Below are 22,057 nucleotides of genomic sequence, written 5' to 3'. Positions count from 1 at the left end.
CCGGCTCCGCCCGTGGAGGCCGGACTGCTTGTAGGTATTTCGGTCAAGTACTGACTCCTTTAGCTACTTCAACGAGACGGTGTTCTCGCCGACTCCAGACAGCGATGTTAACGAAGTTCACAACCGACGAATGGGTTAAGGTGGGACTACTTGCACCCGATTACCGCTGCAGGTCGATAAAGGCGAAAAGCCCATTGGGGATTTACCAGGTTTTGGCGTAGCATTCAGGCTACTATGCTGCAGGCCGGATCAGGGCGTCGCCTTAGGTACCAAGCGATTACCCAAGGCGCTGAGGCAGGTGAACCTTGGCCTTCAAGTGGCGTGACAACATAGTCGAAAATGTTTAGTGCTCTACCTCAGATGGACGACATTCCCGCCTTCTTCTTTCGCCCTCCGGTTCTTCACCAAAACGCCTATCCCGCCTCTTATCGCTTTATCAACCGCAGGACCGGTTCGCTGATAACCAAGCAGCCGCGCGGTCTCGCGCACCAGGTCAGCGACCGGCAAGCTCACATGCTGCTCAAGAACATGTAAAGCGGCATTGGCGACCTCTTGTGGCGGCAGGTCCTCCGCGTCCCTTTTCGAGCCTTCACTCTCCCCTGCGATGCGAAATAGAGTGAACGATCTGGAATCTTGACTGGGTGCCCAGAGGAAGGTGCCTTCAGCCCCCCGAACAACCTTAACGTCAGCCTTCCCGGTCAAGCCCTCTATCCGCTTAATCGTCCGCGAGGTGATCCTCCCAACTTCCCAGTGTTCCGCAACCCTTCGAGCAACCAGCTCGTGGCTCACCGGTCCTTCCAGCCTGACCACAGCCTCTATGAGCGAGCGAATGCTGGCGTCCGACTTCGCATCATAGAAATCATCAGGAGTGCCCTTGATTTCCCTTACGACAAACGGTTCATATACAGGCAGGACCGGTTCATGCGCTGGCAGCGGTACCGATAGAGGAGCTTCAGTCAGCGAGGTGTTTGCCGCATTCGATGGCGCAGCGGCAATTAATTGCGCCGCGAATTCAGCGGCCGCATTCGGTGCCTTGCTCGCTTTGATCGCCGCTTCGATAGCAACTTCGATCCGGGCCAACTCCTCGGCCGGCCTTTCCCACCAATCGGTGGACCACACCCGATGAATGCTCCAGCCGAGGCCGATCAGTATACTTTCACGCAGCTTGTCCCGATCGCGAGCGGTTTTGGAACGATGATAATTTGCACCATCACACTCTACCCCCAACAGGTAGCGCCCCGGTCGTTCCGGATCGACGATTCCGAGATCGATCCTATACCCGGAACAGCCGACCTGCGGATGCACGATATATCCCTTGTCCCGCAATGCATCACAGACCTGAGCCTCAAAGGGAGATTCACATTCCCCCTCACCGTCAGCTGAACGCCGTTCCGTGATGGCCACCGGACCTCGTTCGGCATAATCGAGGAAACATTTGAGGTCGGCTACCCCTTGTGATCTGGTTTTCGAGAGGTCTATATGCTCGGCCCGGAGGGTAGAAAAGACCACCACTTCTTGGCGGGCCCTGGTGATGGCGACATTGAGCCGACGCTCGCCGCCGTCACGGTTCATAGGGCCGAAGTTCATCGATACCCTGCCAGCGGCATCAGGGCCGTAGCAGATGGAGAAGAAGATAACGTCCCGCTCGTCACCTTGGACGTTTTCCAGATTTTTTATGAAGACCGGCTCCACTGCGCCATCGGCAAAATACGGTTCAATAGACGGGTTTTGCCTGCGCGTCTCCTCCAGCAGGTCGTCGATCAACTGTTGCTGAGCTTGGCTGAAAGTGACGATTCCGATACTGAAAGTTGACAGGTGAGGATCGAGCAGTCGGCGTAACACCTCGGCCACGACAGCGTTGGCCTCGGCGCGATTGGTCCGGCTCTTTCCTTTGTCGTATTCGCCAACGACATTCCGGTACGAAACTCCGAGCTCCTGGTGAGGCGATGGAAAGGTGAGCAACCGATTGCCATAATAATGGTAATTGCTGAAGGCGATCAGGCTTTCGTGCCTGCTGCGGTAATGCCAGTTGAGGTGCCTCTCCGGAAGCTGGGCAGCTATGCAGTCGTCGAGGATGCTTTCCAAGTCGTCCACCAGATTGTCGTCAGCATCGGCACCATCCCCGCCATCGGCCCGCGAGAAGAAATTAGTGGGAGGCAGTTGCTTCGGATCGCCGACGATGACCGCCTCTTTGCCGCGCGCGATGGCTCCGACCGCGTCCCAGACCGGAATCTGCGAGGCCTCGTCGAAGACCACGATGTCGAAGGAGGGATGGCTCGGGTCGAGATACTGGGCGACCGAAATGGGGCTCATCAGCAGGCAGGGTTTCAGCCGAGGCAACAGGTTGGGAATCTTCTGGATCAGTGCGCGAACCGGCAGGTGGCCAACCTTCCGTTGCATCTGATGACGGAGCAGCCCCATCTCGGAGTTGGGATTGCTTGCCTGCCCCTTGGGGACCTTTGCGGCGATGCGGACCTGTATTTCCTTACGGGAAAGCAGGGTGTACTTGTCGTCGATTTCCTTGAATTGATTGATCTTGTCCTCGAAGGTGCTACTGAAGAAGCCGCACAAGGCCGGCTCTGCACTGATGATCGCGTCGCACCACCATTGGTAATAGCCTCTGGTGAAGGCTACCTGAAGGTTTTCGGTGGGCAGACCATGATTCTCGTAGGCATCAATTAGCGGCTTCAGCTCAAGGGCAAGAGCTTCCCTACGCGCTGTTCGCCAGTAGCACCAAGCTTTCAGGCCATTCAGCTGTTGTTGCCAGTGGCTGCAACATTCTCTCAGAGCCGTAATAAAGTCATTGGAAGTGGCTGCACCCCACACGGTTTGCTGGTCTAACACCAACAAGGATGACAGGGCGCTTTCTACTTTGGCAAAATTTTCGAACGCTTCCAGATACACCTGAAGGCGCTGACCAATAGCGCCCTCGCTGCCAAGTTGCTCCCTGCCCTCCGAAATCAGTTGCGCCCATTTTGCCCGTAACTGGATGGCGCGTTCAAAATCAACACCCGCCACACGGCCAGCGACCTTACGCAAGGACTCCGCCCGCTCGATGTAGTCTCCGACAACGCTCCAGTCAGCCTCGCCCCCCTGCCAATAGATGCCCAAGGCCACTTCGGCGCGAGCAGCTGCCGTCTTGATGAACTGCTCCTCCTGCCGCAAGGCCAGCGCCTGCTTTATGTCGGCGACGACCTCCGCATTTTGTGGGCCGTACTCCGGGCAAGCGGCGGTCCCAAGGGATTGACGAACCTTTCGGCTACCCAACCACCGCGGCAAGAACCAGGAATCCTGGGCGACCGACCATTGCTGGAGCAGTCCATCAAGATCCATGTCGAGGATTGCTGGCTTGAACCGCTTATAGAGCCTTTCCCGGTATAGATTACGCTGCAGGCCATGGCTGGTGATTTCCTGGATGGCCGCCTTGAGCGGCTCCCAGTCAGAAGACGAAAGGAGCGCCGGCGGCACAGAGGGGCAGTTGAGCAGGGCCGCCGCGATCGCAGCCAGGTTGTCGAGGTCCAGGCGGCTCCAAGAAGCGTGTGTCATGCCGACAATCGATGCAACCCCGCCTGCGGCCTTTTCCACCGACGCAGCAGCATCTTGAAGTTCATCCACCGCACGCTCGACGCTATTGCGGAATTCTGGGGTCCAAGCTTCGCACGCGGAGGGCGCCCAGGGGTTGGTCCCTGGATGGCCGATTTGCGTGCCGGCAAGTTGCAGTTGGCGGACAGCTTCGCGCAGGTTGTTCAGCCGCTGGCGACCAATATTGAGCACGGAATTCCATTGTAGCTTGACCAGAGGCACGTCACGATGGCCTATGAGCTGCGAGATGCCGTGAAAGACTGTTTCCCCCGATTCGCGAACCGCGTGAAGTGCGGTAACATAGGCGTTTAACTCTTTCCGGGCCGCGGCGAGTTTTTGGGCCTCCTCCTGCCATTCTTCCGTCGAACGATTGGAATGGGCATTAAGCGCCTGCTCCAGTTGGCTCAGCACACCTTTTTTGTGGCTCTTGTTTGAATGGAGCTCCAGACAAAACGGCCCCAAGCCGGATTCCGTCAGGCGACGGTGGACCACCTCAAGCGCAGCGCGTTTTTCAGAGACGAACAGGACGGTTTTTCCCAACGCTAGGTTATGGGCGATGATGTTGGTAATCGTTTGGGATTTCCCCGTGCCGGGCGGCCCGTGCAATACGAAGCTTTTCCCGACTGCGGATGCATGAACGGCCGCAAGTTGCGACGAGTCGGAGCTGAGTGGGCAGAAGGTCTCCTGCGGGGTGTGAGTTTCATCCAGCCGGTCTGGATCGGGGAATACCCCGTCATCGGGATACTCTTCAGTGGGGGTGTGGATCAGGTGCCTTACAACGGAGTTTTTCTGCAGCTCATCGGCTCGGACCTCAAGGTCACGCCACATAAGGAATTTGGTGAACGAGAAGTGGCCGATATAGGCCGATTCCAGGACCTCCCATCTATCGATGCCGACGACAGCCTCCCTGAACTTCCGGAGTATGAGCAACACATCGATCCCATGCTCGTCCATGGGAATCGGGTCAAGCCCGGGAATATTGAGCTCAAAGTCCGCTGCCAGGTGGGCCAACAGGGTGACGTTGACCATCGGCTCGTCATCTCCCAGCTTTATGCTGAACCCCTCTTGAACGGACCTTCGCTCGATAACCAGCGGAATCAGGATGATCGGGGCCAGCCTCTGTTTCGGCGACGTTTTCGTTTCGTACCAAGCCAGAAAACCCAGAGCCAGGTAGAGTGTGTTGGCGCCATTCTCCTCGATGCTGAGCTTTGCTTCCCGGTATATCTCCAGCAGACGCCGATCTATCTCCGCCTCGCTTACATCGGCGTGGAGACGGCGCGCAAGCAGTTCTTCCTTGAGCATCTCGTCCAAGGAGTCGTTTCCGGTACGGCTGCGATGGACCTCAGCATTGCGGGAATTGCCCTCACCCAGCCCCTGGAGGCGAGGAAAGATCTTAAAGGTCTTCCCGTCAGCCAGAGCATCTTCCAGCGAGGCTAGGTCGGGACAGAGCAGGGGTAGATTCTTTTTGGAGTCCCGGAAATTTAGCTGTCGGTTATTCAGGGTAAGATCGAGGAGCTTGCGTTTCCATCGGTCAAGGCGGGTCGCCGGTGTCTCGGCAACGACCTCCGGTGCAGATTCAGGCTGGGTGGTGAATTGCGGGAGATTGATCGTCGGAACGCCCGTGGAATCCCCCTCTTGGTCCGTCGGCGCGGCGGCTGGGGCTGAAGCGAGCTCAATACGTAGCGGCAGGGGGCGGATTTTGCTCTTCCTCGCCCGGCGAACGTCGACCACGCACCGAAACGCCGCCTCGTTCTCCAGATGCTTCATGCCTTCTTTCACTGCCTGCTCAAAAGCGACAGCTGGCTCGTTGGCAATGAGGGTAGTTTCAAAGAGCGTGATCTGCCCTAGTTCTACCCGCTTCCGCAGTCGCAGCAGGTCATCGGTGGCGACGTCGGCAAAGGTCTCATCTTCAAGCCAGACACCGACAAAGGCATGTCCGGCGGTTATGACAACAAGAGGGTGAAGCCCTGCTTGTTCTAGGCACGAGGCAGCCAGTACCGTGAGGTCGAGGCAGGTTGCCAGCCGGCTTTCCTGTATCCGATCAGGCAGACGGATCTTCTGGCCGGACTCCTCAAAGCTTGCCGGCGGGTTGATATAGCGGATATTGCGCTTTTGGAGAGCAGAGTAAATTGCGGCGGCGGTAAGGGCAACGCGCTGCGGATCGCGGGACTGGTATCCGGAGATGGCCGAGTTTCCACTCCAGGCGCCAAGGATTCCAGCGGTATCTGACAGCACGGCTTCAACAACGGGGTGGTTGGGAGTGACAAACGCTGCGAGGATTTCCGGGATCGATTGCAGGCCGTTCCACTCGTCGTAGGCCAGCACGTCGATCCGCTCATTGCATGATGAGAGTACGGCGTCCTCTTGCAATATATCAACAAGAAGAGATCCGGCCACTCTTTCAGTGAGGCCCGCGAGAAGATCGTGGGACAGACGCAGGTCGACAACTCCCAGGTTGAAAGTTTCACCGGGATTGATGGCAGTGATACGGCCCTCCCACAGAGCGGCAAAGGGAGGCTCTGTAGAGATGCGGACATTCAGGTCCCGGAGAGCGTCTTTGCTCTCGTTGCGGATTCGCAGGGACTTGACCACCGGCACGTCGTTTTGCTGCATCGCATAATTGACAGTCCGGTCATAGTCCAGATCGACAAAGATCGGTCGAAAGTCACCGTTCGGAGTAGTCTCTTGGTTCGCTTCTCCCATCACAAGCCCCCTCGGTCAGCATTAATTACGACAAAGTGCCTAATTCAAAGTAGCATCAAGTGGTTGTTGTCTTTGGACTCGATTATCGCGATGGGGATATTGGGCTGGTAATAAAGGATGTAGTCGGCACGCTTTACTTTGCCGCGAGTGACAAGTCTGCCGCGAACAGTGATCCGCCCCCTGGTCAAGCTGACCTCCTCGCGAATCTGTGTCAGGAGGTCCACCCCGCCCGGGTGACGACGGGTGTGACGAATTTCGTGCAGAGGTCACGTTCGGAGAGGTCTTTTTTTGTTCACGCGGCGTCCTCCCGCGCTTTCAGTCTGCCCTGACTTACCATCTCCCGGCAAAAGGCATTGAACTGCGCCCAAGCCAACTGCGAAGGGATCGTTTTCCAGTTTTCCCAGCGGTTGACGGAAGCGAAGCTCATCCCCAGCGCGCGGGCAAGCTCATCCTGGTTCAACCCGAGTTGCACACGCACGTCCTTGATCATTTTCCGCCGCTGATGATCAATCGGCATTGTCCAGTCCTTTCCGGCCACACACCGGGGGTGCCGCCAAGACAAAAACAGGCCAGATTAAAATACGATTACAATATAGCACATGTTATGGCAGCGCAAGGTAAAACTGTGTCGTAATGGATAAAGCAGAGAGAGGAAATGAGGGTCTCAATCGGACCCAAGAAGGTGGCTGAGACAGGCACGCTCAGGCAGTTGGCACAGGCGTTCCCCGGCGTTGAAATCACCGGCTCTCCTTTGGGTCTGCTGAACATTTTGAACAACTCGAACTATCATACTCGCGATGCCGGCAGTGGCACATATGACGACGTCTACCGGATGTATCACCGAAAATTTGAAGGTGTATCGAAGGAAAGGGTCATTCAAGGCCGACCGATAAACATGACGGAGCCTCCGGTCAGGGCTTCGATTGCCCTCAGGATTAAATGCCCTGTCCAGATTACGGCAATCGTGTTGCCGATCTACCGGCAATGTCGAGTGCCGAACCATTGGGGTTGACTCGAGGCGATCTGCAGCATCGGACGCAAACAGTTGGAATGGATCATAAACCTTGCTAAACCCCATCCTGCTATAATAGTGTGACGAAGGCGACATGGGCACTGGGCATTTGGGAGAGAGACAACCATCGCTCGGCGCAGGCGATCAAGGTTGACGTCGTGGTAATGCCTCACGAAAGTAGTCTCCTTACTCACTAAATGCCATAACTGCTTGATGTTGGGCATCCCAAAGTTCGGAGCCAAAGCCGATTATAGCCAGTACTGCAACTTGGCCCTCGGCCTTGAGAGCGCCATGTTCATTTTGCCCTTTTAGCCGCCCCAGCAACCGGAACAGAGTCTTTCCTGCGAGCTTTTTTCTCAGGAGAAGCGGGTCTAAAAACCTTTACACGAGGCGCCTTTGGCAACACAGCCATCCCTTCTTTATTCCAAAGGGATTTTGCGCGAAGAAGATCCAGGTCGATTGGATACTGGACTTGCGCTAGGGCTGCATACATCATCTCAATATCAGCCTCGAGATATGTCCTCTCTCTCTCATTCTCGCCGGCGTGTCCTGTAATCATGTTGGCTGTTGAACTCTTGACGGACGGAATTTTCTCCAGCGCATTGGATAGGTTGTGCCTGAACGAATGGAAAACCTTCTCTGGGTCTTCTGTTATAAACTTCCGGTTAAAGTGTTCATTGTACCAATTTGACCAACCAGCTCCGTATCCGCCTTTTCCCCGTTGCGGAGTGCCAACTGCCGTTGCCGGTTTTGTTCTCGCACTCCCAACCTTCTTGCCTTTACCTTCTTTGGCTACTCGCATTTTAAGGTTCGGCCAAAGTCGTTCATGCCCTGCATCCATGATCGACTGGTGATAGTTCATAAACCCAAGCTCTAGCAGAAACGGATGGACAGGGATTTTCCGGCTACTCTGTTCGTTTTTGAGGCTTTGATCTGGGCGCCTGGCCGTGCAGTCTATGCAGAGGATTGCACCGATTTGGTAGATGTCATCGAGATAGAGCTGACAAATTTCATCAGCACGCATGCCCGTATAAAGCCCAAAAAGCGGTATCCAAAACTGGGTTGGGATTGCCTGCTTCGCTTTCATTGTCCTGACGATCTTTTGCAGATCCTCAACATCATACGGTTTTCTAGAGTCCTTTCTGTTGCGGCGATTTTTGCCGACTATGCCTGCTGCATAATTTTCACTGATGATTTTTCGAACCTTCGCCCAGGCAAACAACTGGGAGATGCGTCTGAGATGTTTGTCTCGGGTCTCTCGACTGAACTTGTCGGCCTCTTCAATGGGGATTTGAAGCATCTCGGAGATACTCATGGTGCGAAATATGGGGTTCTTATTACGGTTCTTGGGTAACCGCGTAAGAAGTTCCTTGAACTTGAGAAAATCATCATTGTCGTACTCGTTCATATCCTTGTCGTCAATGACTTCTTTGAAAAGATCGTACGTTTCCATCATTGCATCTTCGGTCCCATCTGTCCACGCTTCTTCAGTTTCCTTACTTTTTATGTACTTCCCGGCGACCACCGAGAACATTCCTCCAGATCCCTTGTGTTTGCTCAAAAATGTTTTGATTTCTGATAACTGCTGCCCTATGTCCTGAGTAGGGGATGAATCAGAAGCAAGTGGCTCAACCATAGTAACTGCTGAGGGGTCAACTGGAGGTGAAGACGCTGCAGGGGTGAGTGTGAAATTGCCGTGGGCCCGGTTGATCTTCGTCTCAAACGCGATGATCCGGGCCTTGAGAAACTCCTTACAGAGGTAGGGGTAGTCGGTGGAATCCTTATCGATTACGATGTTTTGCTTATTGAGAAAACGGTCGACAGCTTGCTCTATCAAGGAGTAGTCATGCGTTCTCAGCGCCTTTCGATCAATCTCTATGAGCAGCTCATACTGTCTGATCATCCAAGCCGCGTGCTTCTCGGAGAATTTTTCTGCCGCCAGTGCGCGTTGATGGGATTCTGTTGTTTCATGCAGATATTTATCTCGAAGCTGAAAAATCTCGTTGTCAGTCAATTGCGCCCTCCTCAGATCGCCGAAGAAATGGTCTAACGCGGTGCGCCACGCTCTGGCTAGTTTCACAGCTTCGCAATAGCGTGCAGTCCGGAGTGACTGTTTGATTTCCCGGGAAGAAATATACCGTCTCAGGTCATCAGGAACGCGGACCCGAATGTAGTACATGGTCCCTCTTTTGACAAGTCCTGCGGTAAAAAAAGACATGGGCCGTTCTCCTAGTGTATAGCGCGTGTACCACCGCGTGTACCACTAGGAAACAGCCCATTTTACGAAAAATAACTGACACAAAAACCGCTAGTTACAAGAGATTGGTGGAGATGATCGGGATCGAACCGACGACCTATGCGTTGCGAACGCATCGCTCTCCCAGCTGAGCTACACCCCCATTATGGTGCAGGAATGACCGCTCGCAGGTGGCGGGCGGTCATTTTGTCTATAACCCACTCACCAGTGTTTGGGTAGGATGATGCGGAACTCGACACCCTGGCCGGGCTGGTTCGTGATCTGGATCTTGCCGCCGTGGTTCGTTATGATCCGGTTGGCGATGGGTAGCCCGAGTCCGGTACCACTCCCCTTGGTGGTGAAAAAGGGGGTGAAGATACTGTTCAGTTGCTCGAGCGGGATGCCGCCACCGGTGTCGGCTATCTTCACCGTGACGGCGTCCTTGCCGTCGAGATCGCAGGGAAGAACCTGAATCATCAACTCTCCACCGGTCCCCATGGCGTCCAGGGAGTTCAGGATGATATTGATGAACACCTGCTTCAGTTGCTGGCTGTCGCCTAGAAGCACCTGCTTCTGGCGCGGAAACTTGGTGCTGATGCGGATCTGCTTCTCTTCGAGCGGCGGCGTCACAACCGCCAGCGTTTCCTTGACGACATCGACCATGTTGCAGCGGGTATAGCAGATGGTCGTCTTCTTGGAAAAGAGCAGGATCTCGGAAAGGATCCCTTCCAGACGAACCACCTCGCGCACAATCAGGTCGGCATGGGCCCATTCCGTGCTTTCCTTGGGGAGCTTCCGTGCGAGACGGCCGGCGAAGCCGCCGATGGATACGAGCGGCCCTTTCAGTTCATGGGCGATGCCGGCGGCCATCTCGCCGATGGCGGCGAGACGCTCCTTCTGGAGCAGGCTCTCCTGCGCTTCGCTCAACTGGCGGTGGGCATCCTCGATCTTGTTGTAGAGCATCGAGTTTTCGATCGCCATTCCTGCCTGGTTGGTGAAAAGTTGCAGGAAGCGGAGGTGCTCCTGGGCGATCGGTGACTGGGTGAGCGCGTTGTCGACGAGCACCACCCCGACGGTCTGGCCGTGGGCGATGAGAGGGGAGGCGGCGAGGGCGGTGCGCGGCGCGGTGGCGGGGTCGGCACCGATCACGGCTTCGTCTGGAATGTAGATCAGGCGTTTTTCCAGGACGGCCTGGGAGGCGATGTTGAGGGTGCCGTCCAACTGGAGCCTTTTCCCTTGCACCTTCCGGCAAAAGTCGGAGTCGCGCTGTGCCGCCATCTCATCTTCGGTGATGTCCCAGCGGCTGGAAAGGATATCCTCGCTTCCTCCCTGCGGGATCGAGAGGGGAGGGGAGGTTTCGGCGGTGACGCCGAGCATGCCGACCAGCGAACCGGAACGTTCGTTGGTTAGAAAGAGCATGGCGCGGTCGAAGAACGGGGTGGGCCCGGAGGTGAGCGCGGTAAGGGTTAGATGGATCAGCTTGTTCAGCTTGATGGTGGAGAGCATGGTGTTGCTGAGCCGGTACAACAGCGAGAGTTCCTTCAGCTTTTTCTCGTTCTCGCTGTCGAGACTCGCCACCTTTTCCTTGCAAATGGCTTCGGCAAGGGTGCCGGAGAGGAGGCGGGCAAGCGTCTCCGCGGCATCGATCTGCTCAGGTGAGAGGAGTTCGGGTCCGCCGAAGAGGGTGAGCGCACCCGTGGTGCTGCCGTTGCTGCCCAATGGTGCGCTGAGCGCACGGTAACCTGATCCGGCGAGCACAACCTGCTCGGTGCGGGTGGCCCCGGCAGCGAGGGCGCAGGCGGAAAGCTTTTGTTCAGCATCGAGGAGCGCTTCAAGATCCTGTCGGAAGCCGCTTTGGCAGCTCTTGAAAACCCTGCCCCTGCTCCTGCCGTTCGGGGTCAGGCGGATGACGGCGAGCCCTGCGAGTCCTGAGCCGGTGCAGAGCCTGGCAATCCTGGGAAGCAGGGTGCCGGCGGCGGAGGGGGATCCCAGAAGGTGCCCCAAGCCGGAGAGGAGCGACATGATGCGCCCTGAGGCCTGTGCCTGTTCGGCGGCGGCGAGGGCGGCGAGCGTCAGGCTGAAAACGGGGAGTAACTTTCTGCAAAGGGCGAGGCTTTCAGGAGAAAGGGAGGCGTCAGCGCTCCCGAGCACGAGTACGCCGACCAGTCGGTCACCTTCCAGGACGGGAAGGGAATGATAGCCTATCGCTTCGGCACCGCCTCGTTCCTCCGGATGGAGATCGGCATGGGTGCAGAAGACGTCGGTCCGCTGTGACGCGGCGCGACCGGCACAACCTATATCGAAAGGAATGGCGCAACGCTGCGCGATGCCGGAGGCGCCGGCAAGGTATCGCTGGGTGAGAATCGGTTCCGAGGGGTCGGGGATAAAAAGTGAGGCGGAGGCGAGGCCGAAGGAGCGGGCCGCCAAGCGGAGCAAGCTGCCGAGCCGGGCCTGGTGGGAGCGACCGGAAGACTGGGCAATGACCAACGCTTGCTCCAGCAGGTTGTCTACCTTCCGGGCAGCCATGCGAACTCCGAGAGACGAGCGGTGAATTGGAGATCTAGCGGAATCTTTCTTTCTTTTCCTGCTCCATCTTGCAGTCGATGCAGAGGGTGGTCACCGGGCGGGCCTTCAGGCGCGCTTCGCTGATGTCCTCTTCACAGACCTCGCAGATCCCGAAGGTGCCGTTATCAATACGGTTGAGCGCCTCCTGGATCTTGTTGATGAGCTTGCGCTCGCGGTCACGGATACGCAGTTCGAAGGTGCGGTCCGACTCCTGGGTGGCGCGGTCGGTCGGGTCGGGGAAGTTGGTCGTGTCGGAGTTCATCTCCATAACGGTCCGGCCAGCTTCTTCCAGGAGCGTTCGTTTCTCTTCCTGCAGGATTCCTCTGAAGTACTCGAGCTTTTCCGAATTCATGACACCTACCCTTTCTAATCAATACGACATTAAAGAGGATTTTTCTAAATTAGTAAAGTGAAATTTTCCTCTTAACCAAAGATCAGGGAGTCGAAATCTCAACCGCCGGGGCTCCACTAACCGCTTAGATGGCGTCGAGGGCTTCGGAGAGCGAAGTGACTCCCACCACCTTCATTCCCGGTATCTCCTTCTTGGGGGCGTTACCCTTCGGCACGATGGCGCGGGTAAAGCCGTGTTTCACCCCTTCCTTGAGTCTTGATTCACCGTTCGATACCGGCCTTATCTCGCCGGAAAGCCCGACTTCTCCGAAAACGAGGAGGTCCTGTGGCAGGACGGAGTTCCTGAAGCTCGAGACGATGGCCAGGGCCACCGCCAGGTCGGCGCTGGTTTCCAGCACCCGGATGCCGCCGACGACGTTGACGAAGACGTCCTGGTCCGCGAGCACGAGGCCCCCGTGCTTGTTGATGACGGCGAGGACCATGGCGATGCGGTTCTGGTCGAGTCCGATCCCGAGGCGCCGGGGCGAGCCGTATTGAGCGGAGACCACGAGCGACTGGATCTCGACCAGAAGCGGTCGCGTCCCTTCCCAAAGGACGCTGATAAGACTCCCGGGTGCGGCGTTTTCGGTGCGCGAGAGGAAGATCGCGGAGGGGTTTTTCACCTCCCGCAGCCCCTTCTCGGTCATGGCAAAGACGCCGAGCTCGTTCACCGGGCCGAAGCGGTTCTTGGTGGTGCGCATGAGCCGGTAGCGCGCGTCCTCGGTCGAGGAGAGCATCACCTGGGTGTCCACCATGTGGGAGAGCGTCATCGGACCGGCGAGGGACTGGTCCTTGGTGACGTGCCCTACCATGATGAGGACCACTCCGGAAGTCTTGGCGAAGCAGGTGAATGCGGCGGCCGATTCCCTTACCTGGGAGATGCCGCCCGGCGCCGCGTCGACCACGGCCGACTGCATCACCTGGATCGAGTCGATCACCACCACCGCGGGGCGTTCGCTCTCGGCGGCTTCCAGCACCCGTTCCACGGAGCTTTCCGCGAGCATCTTGACCCGGTCGAGGGGGAGCTGCAGCCTCCTGGCCCGCCCGGCGATCTGTTGCAGGGACTCCTCGCCGGAGACGTAGAGGACCTCTCTGCTCTCAGCAGCGTGACACATGGTCTGCAGCAGGATGGTGCTTTTCCCCGCGCCGGGGTCTCCGCCGATCAGGATAACCGAGCCGGGGACGAAGCCTCCCCCGAGTACCCGGTCGAACTCTTCGCTGCCGCTTGAGAAGCGATGCTCATCGGTGAGTTGCACATCTTTAAGGAGGGTGACCGGCGAGGTGGTTCCGGCGAAACCGTCGCGCCGCCCGGGACGTGGTTCCGGCCCCAGGCGTACTTCCTTGATGGTGCTCCAGGCGTCGCAGGCGGAGCAATGCCCCTGCCATTTCGGATAAGTTGCACCGCAGTCGGAGCAGACGAACCCGGTCTTTACCTTTACTTTTGCCATATCACTCCAGACGCGCAGCGGCGGGCCGAAAAACTACGTAATACTAAGCTTTTTGCCAAAGAGTGTCAACAGCGGCGCGTTTACATGCGCGGTACGGTATGCGTTTGACAAGCTTTCCTTGGCTAAGATAGAATCGGTCGCTCGTTTTGGTCTGACGTGTTCCGAAGGGGAGAACTGCCTGGGTGGGGAGACGTTGCGGGTGGCTAGGGAAGCTGCGCCAGCGCGGTGGCCGCTGCGGCGCGGGTTTTGTCGTGGGGTGAGCTGAGCAGCCTGGTGATGGCTTCGGCAAGCGAGGCGTCACCGATCCTTCCTAAGGTGAGGGCCGCCTCGGCGTCGAGGAAGCCGTCGCTCGCCTCCAGAAACGGCACGAGCCTCGGGATGAGCGAGCGATCCCGGTAGCGGGAGAGCGCGGCGATTGCCAGGGCGCGCACCGGGGTGGAAGGGTCCTTAAGCTTCTCGATCAGCGTGGTGAGTGCCTCGGGGCGCGCCAGTTCACCGAGAACACTGACCGCGGCGCACCGGATGTCCTCCTCGGGCCTCGCGGCGCAGTAGTTCAGGATCTGCAGCACGCGGTCGTCGGGGATACGCCCCAAAGCGTAGATCGCGGCTACCTTGGTGGCCCGGTCACCCCGCTTCAAGCGGTCGAAAACCTCCTCGAGGCTCTCCGCCGCTTCCAGGGTCTCCAGTGCCCGCGAAGCCGCCTGACGAACCTCGGTGTCGGGGTCCTTGAGCAGCGGCATGATGGCGTCGCGTCTTTTGGTGCGTTCGGCTCGGTCCATAGCGAGGAAAACTAACAAAATTCCGTCGGCTGTACAACACAAAACAACAGATTGCTTAATACCGGTTCACCGTTAAGGTGGCCGACAAGGAGAACGAACCGATGACGAACCGGATCAAATCCGTGGCACTTTCCGCCCTTGTGCTTCCTGGGCTTGGACAACTCTACCGTGGAAGCCGCCTAAAGGGTGGGGTGATGATCCTGCTGGACAACATCTTCATCCTCGGCGCGCTGTTCGTAGCCCTCAGAAGTGCCGGCAAGCTCATGGTGGCCGGGCGCGAAGGGGGACTCACGCCGGAGCAGGTGGTGTCGGCGATCCAGGTGGATGCCCCTTACGCAAAATACCTTTTGGGAGGATTCATGATAGTTTGGGCCTACAGCGTGGTGGATGCCGTTTTTTATAAAGGGAACAATTGACAAACAATATTTTATTATGAGATATACGAGAGTGCTTCCTGCTGTGTCCACGCGGGAAGCCAGGAGGCGCTCTCTACATGATACGTTCGGAAATTCTGGGGACCGGCGGCTACGTTCCGGCGCGGGTTGTCCCCAACGCCTATTTCAACTACCTCGTGGATGACGCGGATCACTGGATCCATTCCCGCACCGGTATCCGTGAACGGCGTTTCTCGGCAGCGGAAGAGGCGACCTCTGACCTCGCCACCAGCGCCGCCCTCCTCGCCCTCGAAAACGCGGGCGTCGACCCCATCGACATCGACTGCATCATCGTCGCCACCTCCACCCCCGACATGATCCTTCCCGCCACGGCCTGCATGGTGCAAAAGAACATCGGGGCGGCGAGGGCCTTCGCCTTCGATATGAACGCGGTCTGCAGCAGCTACATCTACGGCATGGAGATGGCGGACAACCTGATCCGGTCGGGAAAGTACAAGAAGGTGCTCCTGATCGGGGCCGACACGTATTCGAAGATCCTCGACTTCGACGACCGCGGGACGGCGCCACTTTTCGGCGACGGCGCCGGTGCGGTGATCCTCGGAGCCGGGGGGTCCGGCAAGGGCATCCTGCACAGCATGATGCAGAGCGACGGCAGCGGATGGGAGCTGATTCAGGTCCCCTCTTCGGGATCGAGAAAACCGGTCAGCGCCGAGAGCATCGCGGCAAAGGAAAACACCTTCAAGATGGCCGGTAAAAGCGTTTTCACCTTCGCGGTGGACGTCATTCCGCGCATCATCACCGATCTCGCCGAGCGCGGCGGTGTGCGTCCCGAGGAGATCGACCACATCATCCCGCACCAGGCGAACGTGCGCATCATCGATTTCATCTCCAAGAAGACCGGGATACCCAAGGAGAAGTTCCTGCTCAACCTGGACCGCTACGGCAATACGGCGGCGGGCTCGGTGGGGCTTGCCCTGGACGAGAATCGCAGAAACGGTAAGATCAAGCCGGGCGAGCTGGTGCTGATGATGGGCTTCGGCGGCGGGCTTTCCTGGGGCGGAGTGCTGCTGAAGGCGTAAAAGCCTGGTCAGCATAATGCGGCAATAAGAAAGGGGATGGGGCTATACGGCTCCGTCCCCTTTTTCTTTACCGGATGATCAGGGATCTCCCTTTTTCCCCGCGATCCCTTCGGGGACCTCGACCGGGGTGAGGCCGTGGATCCGCATCAGGGCGATAAGGTCCTCCTCGGGAACGCGTTGGCGCCAACCGGCGTGGAAGCGGTCGGCGGCGAGCAACAACCCGCCGGGGGCCAGCCGCGCGGATAGCCCGGCGAAGGCGGAAGCGAGTTCCTCGGGCTCGTGCAGCAGGGGACCGCCCAGAAGCCCGTTGCAAAGGACCAGGTCGTAGGGCTCGCGCGAAGGAGGGGCGTCGACGCGGTCCAGGTAGAATTCCAGCGCCGGGGCGTCGGCACCCGGCCCGAGGAGCGACCCCGCCCGGTTGCGGTACTCACGCCCGCGTTCCGGGGCGTGCGGGAAGTACATGTGGGCGCCGGCGAAGAGCTCGATCGGCTCCAGCGTGGAGCCGTGCACGGAGCTTCCTTTCCCCATCCCGGCCTCTAAAAGGAGTTGCGCCACCTGGTAGGTCCCTTCACCGCTGCCGCAGGCGGCGTCCAGCACGCGGATGCTGTCTGCTCGGCATGCCCCTTTTTCTTTCATCCACACTGAAATCCACGAGAGCTGATGCGGATAGCGGTCGAAGCCGCCGCCGAAATGCTGCGGAAGCATGAGCGCGAAAAGAAACGCGGTGCGTGCGGCGTCGTCGCAGGCGAGCCGGCGCAGGGACGGCGCGGGATCGGCGCATGGAAGCTGCGGCGAAAGCCTCTGCAGCAGGTCGAGCCAGCTCGCAGAGCTCTCAAGGTAGGTGCCGGAGAGCAAAGGGGCGAACCGGCAGCCGCGCCGCAGCACCTTTTCGAACAGAGTGCGCGGTTCGGCGAGCGGAAAGAGCGCCTCGGTCATGCCGCGCATCTCCGGGGTGATCTCGAGGCCGGGTGCCCAAAGGGGTAAGGGATAGCTCGCAGCGTAACTTACGAAGCGGCCTCCAAGGCGCGAGATGCGCCGTTCCAGCCGGTCGTCGAGAAGGGAGCCGGGCGTAAGAAGCCGCCCCAGGCGCTCCCGGATCGCGTGTGGCTCTGCCGTGGGGACGAATGAGAGCCGCATCGGCTAGATGATCACCTGGTGCAGGTCGCGGCGCTGGTAGCGCCACCAGAAGGCAGCAGCGCGGACGAACCAGTCGACTACGAAGACGCTCCAGACCGCATAAAGCGAGAGTTTGAGAGGGACGGCGGCGATGTAGGAGAAAAGCACCCGGACCCCCCACATGGAGGCCAGGGTGATCAGGAAGACGAAGTGGGTGTCGCCGGTGCCGCGCAGGCTGCCGGCGTAGACGAAGGAGAGTGCTAGCGGTACCTGCGCGAAGGCGACCAGCCGGAGGAAGACGCTCCCTTTCTCGATGACGTCGGGGTCGGTGGTGAAGAGGGCGATCAACTGGTGCGGCAGGAAGAAAAAGAGCAGCGCCATGAAGGCCATGACCAGGACGGCGAGTCTCAACGCCTCGGTGTGGCTCATGTGGGCCCGCCTTAGCTTCCTCGCCCCGAGCGCCTGCCCCATGAGGGTCGCCGCCGCGATACCCATCCCGGCGCCGGGCATGAAGGAGAGCGACTCGATGGAGAGACCGATCTGGTGCGCGGCGTACGCGGCGGTTCCGAAGCCAATGATGAACTTTGAATAGAAGAGCTGGCCGGACTGCTGGGCGATGCGCTCGAGGGCGACCGGGTAGCCGATGCCGAGCACCTTCTTCAGCAGCACCAGGTCCGGTTTCCCGACCTTCAGGTAACCACCGCGGAACGCCTGGACGAGGAGGTAGCAAAAGCCCGCCGCCTCGGATAGGTTGATGGCGTAGGCCGCGCCGACGACGCCGAAGCGGGGAAAGCCGAAGTGGCCGTAGATGAGGGGGTAGGCGATCGCCACGTGCAGGACGTTCACCAGGAGGATCCCCTCCATCGGGGTGCGTGTGTTGCCGGTCCCCTGCATGATGGCGGAGAGGATGTTCAGCCCGGCGGTGAAGCCGAAGTATAGAAAGACGAGGCGGATGTACTCGGAGGCGTAGGAGAGCACCTCGGGCTGTGCCCCCATGAAGACGGCGATCTCCTTGCCGAAGGAGATGCCGAGGAGACTCGCGGCAACGGCGAGAAGGACGCAGAAGAGAAGCGACGCGAAGGCGGCTCTCTTCGCCTCGACGCGCCTGCCCGCGCCCCAGAGGTGGGCGATGACCACGTTGGTTCCCGTGGAGAGCCCCCAGAAGACGGTCATGGTGACGAAAATGAGGAGCTGTCCGAGACCGGTGGCGGCGATCGCCGCGGCACCGAGCCCGCCGACCATGAAGATGTCCACGATTGAGACCAGGCGCTGGAAAAGCGAGGACAAAAGCACCGGCATGGAGAGGGCGGCGACATCACGACGGATCGAGATGCGCTTGCTGTTTTTGGAAGAGATGAGACGTTTCAAGACGACAGGCGTTTCCTTCAAAAGGCAAAAAGCCGGGACCAGTACGGTCCCGGCGGGGATGGGTGGAGGTTACAGTTCCTTCAGGGCTTCTTCCTGGCTGCGCACGAAGTTCTTCGCCCTTCCGGAAGGGGCGATGATGCCGTAGGCCATGGCCTCGTTCAGCTCCGCCTCGGTGGCGCCTGCATTTTTCGCGACCGCGAAATGCTTCTTGAGTCAGTCCGGGCAGCCGACCGCTACGGCGCATGCCACGCGGATCAGCTCGCGGTACTTCTCCTCGAGGACTTCCTCGTACTCGAAATCGAGAATCTTCTTGCGGATCTTCATGGTCAACCTCCCTGTGCGTTGCTGTGGCGTTGAACGCCTACATAACTAGCACAAACAGGTGGGGCTGAAAACCATAACCTGAAAAAAGAAGGAAGGGGTAGGCGCTCAGGGCTCGCCGCGTTTCGCGCTTCCCACTGCCGTGCGGGCTGTGCTGTCGCCGGTGAGCTTTTGCACCGCGACCGTCATGCCGCGCACCTTTGCCTCAAACTCGCCGTAAGCGCGGGCGATCTCACCCTCGGCGTTCGCCACCAGCGCGTTCAGCTTCCTTTCCGCGGCTTCGAGCTCCCTGCGGTACTGTTCCAACTGCTCGTCCACATCCATCAGCATGTTTTCCAGTTTCCAGCGGCGGTTGGCCGGGGTGAGGGAGTAGTCGTTGAGGATCGCGGTGATGTCGTCCTCGGTGTTCTGCAGGTGCGCTTCCGCTTCCCTTCTTTTCCTGATCGCCTGCTGCATCTTCTCGAACGAAATGATCTTGGCCATACCTTTTCCTTCAGCATGTGTTTCAACCGGGGTGACGTACCCCGTTCCTGCCGGCCGCATCGGTGGATGTTTGGCGCTCGGCGAGGCCACAGATATCTTATTTTATTTGGGGTTGTCGTGTAAACGCTGAAATAAAAAGGAAAAACTCACGAACCTTCAGGCGGCGTCGAAACAGGGCATGCCGGCGCAGGCGGCTTGAAAGTGCCGGAAAATCTGATACTTTATCCCCTTGTGTCAGAGGGCGACCAAGACATCCGGCCTTTATGGAAGAGGAGAGCGATGAACGGTAAAGAAGCTAGGGACGTTCAGGAACACGTAGCAGACCCGACTAGGCTCGCGGCCTTGCGTGCCGTCGCCCTGCTCGACACACCCGCCGAGGAGGCGTTCGACAGGCTGACCAGGCTCGCGGCTCGCTTCACCGGAGCCCCGGCCGCCCTGGTCTCCCTAATCGATTCGGATCGCCAGTTCTTCAAAAGCTGCCTGGGACTTCCAGAGCCGTGGCAGTCACGGCGCGAGACCCCTCTTTCCCATTCCTTCTGCCAGTACAACCGCATCGCCAAGACCCCACTCATCATTAAGGACGCGCGCGAGCATCCACTTTTCAAGGACAACCTCGCCATTCGCGACCTGAACGTGATTGCCTACCTCGGCATCCCCCTAACCAGTGCGGACGGCTACATCCTAGGCTCTTTCTGCGTCCTTGACGGGAAGCCCAGAGAGTGGACCGGCGAGCAGATCTCCGTAGTGGAGGATCTGGCCGCTGCCGTGATGACAGAAATTCAGCTCAGGTCGGAGATCGTGACCCGGCGCCTGGCCGAGCGGCAGATGAAGGAGAGAAACGCCGAGCTCAGTACCGCTTACGGACAGCTGGAGCTCGAGAGTGCCGAGCGGTTGCAGGTCGCGGAGCGCCTGAGACAGATGGACCGGATGCTGATCCAGCAGGGGCGCCTGGCGGCCATGGGGGAGCTGATCAGCAACATCGCGCACCAGTGGCGCCAGCCGCTGAACGTGCTCGCCCTTCTGGCACAGGACCTTCCCATCACCCTGCGGCTCGGTGAGCTGACCGAGGAATACCTGGACACGAAGGTGGAGAAGATGATGGATGCGATCATGCAGATGTCGCAGACCATCGACAAGTTCAGGAGCTTTTTCACCCCCGTAGCGGAAAAATCGAGGTTCTCCGTGCTGGAGGCGGTGGAGAAAACCGTTTCCCTGGTGGATATAAGCCTGCACGAGGTGCAGATCAGGATCGAGGTCACCTCCTCGGCGCAGCCGCAGATCGAGGGGTACCCCAACGAGTACGCGCAGGTGCTCTTGAACCTTCTCATCAACGCGCGGGACGCTTTCGTGGCGGCGAAGCCGCCAAAGCCGACGATCCGGATCCACGTGGGCGAAGAGAACGGCCGGTCGGTGGTGACCGTCTCCGACAACGCCGGGGGGGTGCCGGAGGAGATCCTCGAAAGGTATTCGATCCTTACTTCACCACCAAAGGGCCGCAAGGGGCGGGGATCGGCCTTTACATGGCGAAGATGATCATTGAGAGGAACATGAAAGGAGCACTCACCGTCGAGAACGCCGAGGGTGGCGCGAGGTTCCGCGTGGTGGTGTGAGGCGTCAGGCCTTTAACCGGTCGATGCGGTGATTGGTAAATGAAGCGGCCGTTGTCCTTGGGACAGCGGCCGCTTTTTTTTGAGCGATTCCGGCCATCGCACTTCGCACGACGGAACGCAAAGTGGCTGGTAGTTTCACGTTGCTGCATAGGAGCGGTACTCGCGTGGCGGAAACCTCTTTGGATAAAGTGTCGACACTTTTATGTTGACATGGGTAGCAATCGGCGTATTTTGGCACGCGTAACGAACATTAGCATGAAAGGTGTCGACAATGAATGAATCACTAACCGAGGCGGAAACTTCGTCGCTTTCGTTATCGGATCGAATTTTCGAGCAACTGCAGACCGCCATCGTGAAGGGGGCGATCCCTGCCGGGAGCAAGATTTCGGAACCGGAACTGGCAAAGACGTTCGGGATAAGCCGGGGGACCCTGCGCGAGGCGCTCAGCAGGCTGGAGGAAAGGTACCTGGTGGTCCGGTCTCCGAACCTTGGGGCTCGGGTGGTGACCCTGTCGTACGAGGAACTGATCGACATCTATCAGGTCCGCGAGGCGCTTGGGGGGATGGCCTGCGGGCTGGCGGCGGTGAACATGACCGACGAGGAGATCGCCGACCTCGGGCGGCTGCTGGACGACCACGAAAAGAGCATCCGGGAGGACCAGGGGCTTTCCTACTACCAGCAGGAGGGGGAGTTCGACTTCCATTACCGCATTCTCCTCGGGAGCCGCAACCGCAAGGTGATCAGCATCCTCGAAGGGGGGCTTTACCAACTGATGCGGATGTATCGCTACCAGTTCAGCACGTCGAGCCCGCGTCCCCTCCTGGCCCTCAAGGAACACCGCCGGATCGTGGAGGCGCTCGCCGAGCGGGACGCCGAGCTTGCCGACCTCCTGATGAGACGCCACATCAGCGCGGCGCGCAAAAGCATCGAAGAAAGGCGCCGGCAGTCACTGGAACAGAAGGGGTAACCG

16 protein-coding genes, 1 tRNA gene and 1 pseudogene are annotated in these 22,057 nt (G+C 58.8%); 5 read left to right on the top strand and 13 right to left on the bottom strand.

Annotated elements, in window-relative coordinates:
- Window positions 1-351: 351 nt before the first annotated feature.
- From E8L22_RS05060 to E8L22_RS05020, 9 genes and pseudogenes are all read right to left on the bottom strand, one after another.
- Window positions 352-6,285, bottom strand: coding sequence for a DUF3320 domain-containing protein (locus E8L22_RS05060; RefSeq protein ID WP_136524125.1), 5,934 nt, complete (start codon window positions 6,283-6,285; stop codon window positions 352-354).
- 59 nt (window positions 6,286-6,344) lie between these two features.
- Window positions 6,345-6,574, bottom strand: a pseudogene (locus E8L22_RS21945) (hypothetical protein); the annotation flags it as partial.
- A 3-nt stretch (window positions 6,575-6,577) separates the two neighbouring features.
- A complete protein-coding gene (locus E8L22_RS05050; RefSeq protein WP_136524124.1) occupies window positions 6,578-6,802 on the bottom strand; it encodes a helix-turn-helix domain-containing protein in 225 nt (74 codons plus the stop codon).
- Between the two features lie 790 nt (window positions 6,803-7,592).
- Window positions 7,593-9,515 (bottom strand): site-specific integrase, encoded by a 1,923-nt coding sequence (locus E8L22_RS05045; RefSeq protein WP_136524123.1) that lies wholly within the window; start codon window positions 9,513-9,515, stop codon window positions 7,593-7,595.
- Window positions 9,516-9,620: 105 nt separating this feature from the next.
- Window positions 9,621-9,696: transfer RNA gene (locus E8L22_RS05040), tRNA-Ala, on the bottom strand.
- A 59-nt stretch (window positions 9,697-9,755) separates the two neighbouring features.
- Window positions 9,756-12,059, bottom strand: a complete 2,304-nt coding sequence (locus E8L22_RS05035; protein ID WP_136524122.1) for an ATP-binding protein — start codon at window positions 12,057-12,059, stop codon at window positions 9,756-9,758.
- A 34-nt stretch (window positions 12,060-12,093) separates the two neighbouring features.
- Window positions 12,094-12,450, bottom strand: a complete 357-nt coding sequence (gene dksA, locus E8L22_RS05030; RefSeq protein ID WP_135868930.1) for an RNA polymerase-binding protein DksA — start codon at window positions 12,448-12,450, stop codon at window positions 12,094-12,096.
- A gap of 124 nt (window positions 12,451-12,574) precedes the next feature.
- The gene (gene radA / locus E8L22_RS05025; protein WP_136524121.1) at window positions 12,575-13,936 is read right to left on the bottom strand and encodes a DNA repair protein RadA; all 1,362 of its coding nucleotides are present in this window, start codon (window positions 13,934-13,936) and stop codon (window positions 12,575-12,577) included.
- A 203-nt stretch (window positions 13,937-14,139) separates the two neighbouring features.
- On the bottom strand, window positions 14,140-14,715 hold the full coding sequence (locus tag E8L22_RS05020; protein ID WP_136524120.1) for a HEAT repeat domain-containing protein: 576 nt from the start codon (window positions 14,713-14,715) through the stop codon (window positions 14,140-14,142).
- Window positions 14,716-14,816: 101 nt separating this feature from the next.
- Here E8L22_RS05020 and E8L22_RS05015 point away from each other — a divergent pair, with 101 nt between their 5' ends.
- Both E8L22_RS05015 and E8L22_RS05010 read left to right on the top strand, forming a co-directional pair.
- On the top strand, window positions 14,817-15,131 hold the full coding sequence (locus E8L22_RS05015; protein ID WP_136524119.1) for a hypothetical protein: 315 nt from the start codon (window positions 14,817-14,819) through the stop codon (window positions 15,129-15,131).
- Window positions 15,132-15,208: 77 nt separating this feature from the next.
- Window positions 15,209-16,189 (top strand): beta-ketoacyl-ACP synthase III, encoded by a 981-nt coding sequence (locus E8L22_RS05010; protein ID WP_136524118.1) that lies wholly within the window; start codon window positions 15,209-15,211, stop codon window positions 16,187-16,189.
- A gap of 78 nt (window positions 16,190-16,267) precedes the next feature.
- Here the strand turns inward: E8L22_RS05010 and E8L22_RS05005 are convergent, their stop codons facing one another.
- Both E8L22_RS05005 and E8L22_RS05000 read right to left on the bottom strand, forming a co-directional pair.
- On the bottom strand, window positions 16,268-17,326 hold the full coding sequence (locus tag E8L22_RS05005) for a methyltransferase domain-containing protein (protein WP_136524117.1): 1,059 nt from the start codon (window positions 17,324-17,326) through the stop codon (window positions 16,268-16,270).
- Between the two features lie 3 nt (window positions 17,327-17,329).
- Window positions 17,330-18,673, bottom strand: coding sequence for an MATE family efflux transporter (locus E8L22_RS05000; RefSeq protein ID WP_136524116.1), 1,344 nt, complete (start codon window positions 18,671-18,673; stop codon window positions 17,330-17,332).
- On the opposite strand from E8L22_RS05000, the gene E8L22_RS21360 reads away from it, so the two are divergent.
- The gene (locus E8L22_RS21360) at window positions 18,660-18,818 is read left to right on the top strand and encodes a hypothetical protein (protein WP_162604779.1); all 159 of its coding nucleotides are present in this window, start codon (window positions 18,660-18,662) and stop codon (window positions 18,816-18,818) included. The genes E8L22_RS05000 and E8L22_RS21360 overlap by 14 nt on opposite strands.
- Here the strand turns inward: E8L22_RS21360 and E8L22_RS21855 are convergent.
- Window positions 18,743-18,997: a GSU3128 family (seleno)protein gene (locus E8L22_RS21855; protein ID WP_281275009.1), complete on the bottom strand. Its 255-nt coding sequence runs from the start codon at window positions 18,995-18,997 to the stop codon at window positions 18,743-18,745. The genes E8L22_RS21360 and E8L22_RS21855 overlap by 76 nt on opposite strands.
- A gap of 105 nt (window positions 18,998-19,102) precedes the next feature.
- The gene (locus tag E8L22_RS04990; RefSeq protein ID WP_136524115.1) at window positions 19,103-19,477 is read right to left on the bottom strand and encodes a hypothetical protein; all 375 of its coding nucleotides are present in this window, start codon (window positions 19,475-19,477) and stop codon (window positions 19,103-19,105) included.
- 279 nt (window positions 19,478-19,756) lie between these two features.
- On the opposite strand from E8L22_RS04990, the gene E8L22_RS04985 reads away from it, so the two are divergent.
- Both E8L22_RS04985 and E8L22_RS04980 read left to right on the top strand, forming a co-directional pair.
- Entirely contained in the window at window positions 19,757-21,010 is a 1,254-nt protein-coding gene (locus E8L22_RS04985; protein ID WP_246044547.1) for a GAF domain-containing sensor histidine kinase, read from the top strand.
- 348 nt (window positions 21,011-21,358) lie between these two features.
- Complete coding sequence (locus tag E8L22_RS04980) at window positions 21,359-22,054, top strand: GntR family transcriptional regulator (protein WP_136524114.1); 696 nt, start codon at window positions 21,359-21,361, stop codon at window positions 22,052-22,054.
- Window positions 22,055-22,057: the final 3 nt, after the last annotated feature.

Source organism: Geomonas ferrireducens (assembly GCF_004917065.1).
GTDB classification, from domain to species: Bacteria; Desulfobacterota; Desulfuromonadia; order Geobacterales; family Geobacteraceae; genus Geomonas; species Geomonas ferrireducens.
The sequence above is the reverse complement of the archived record's forward strand: the minus strand, read 5'-3'. Positions and strand labels throughout refer to the sequence as shown.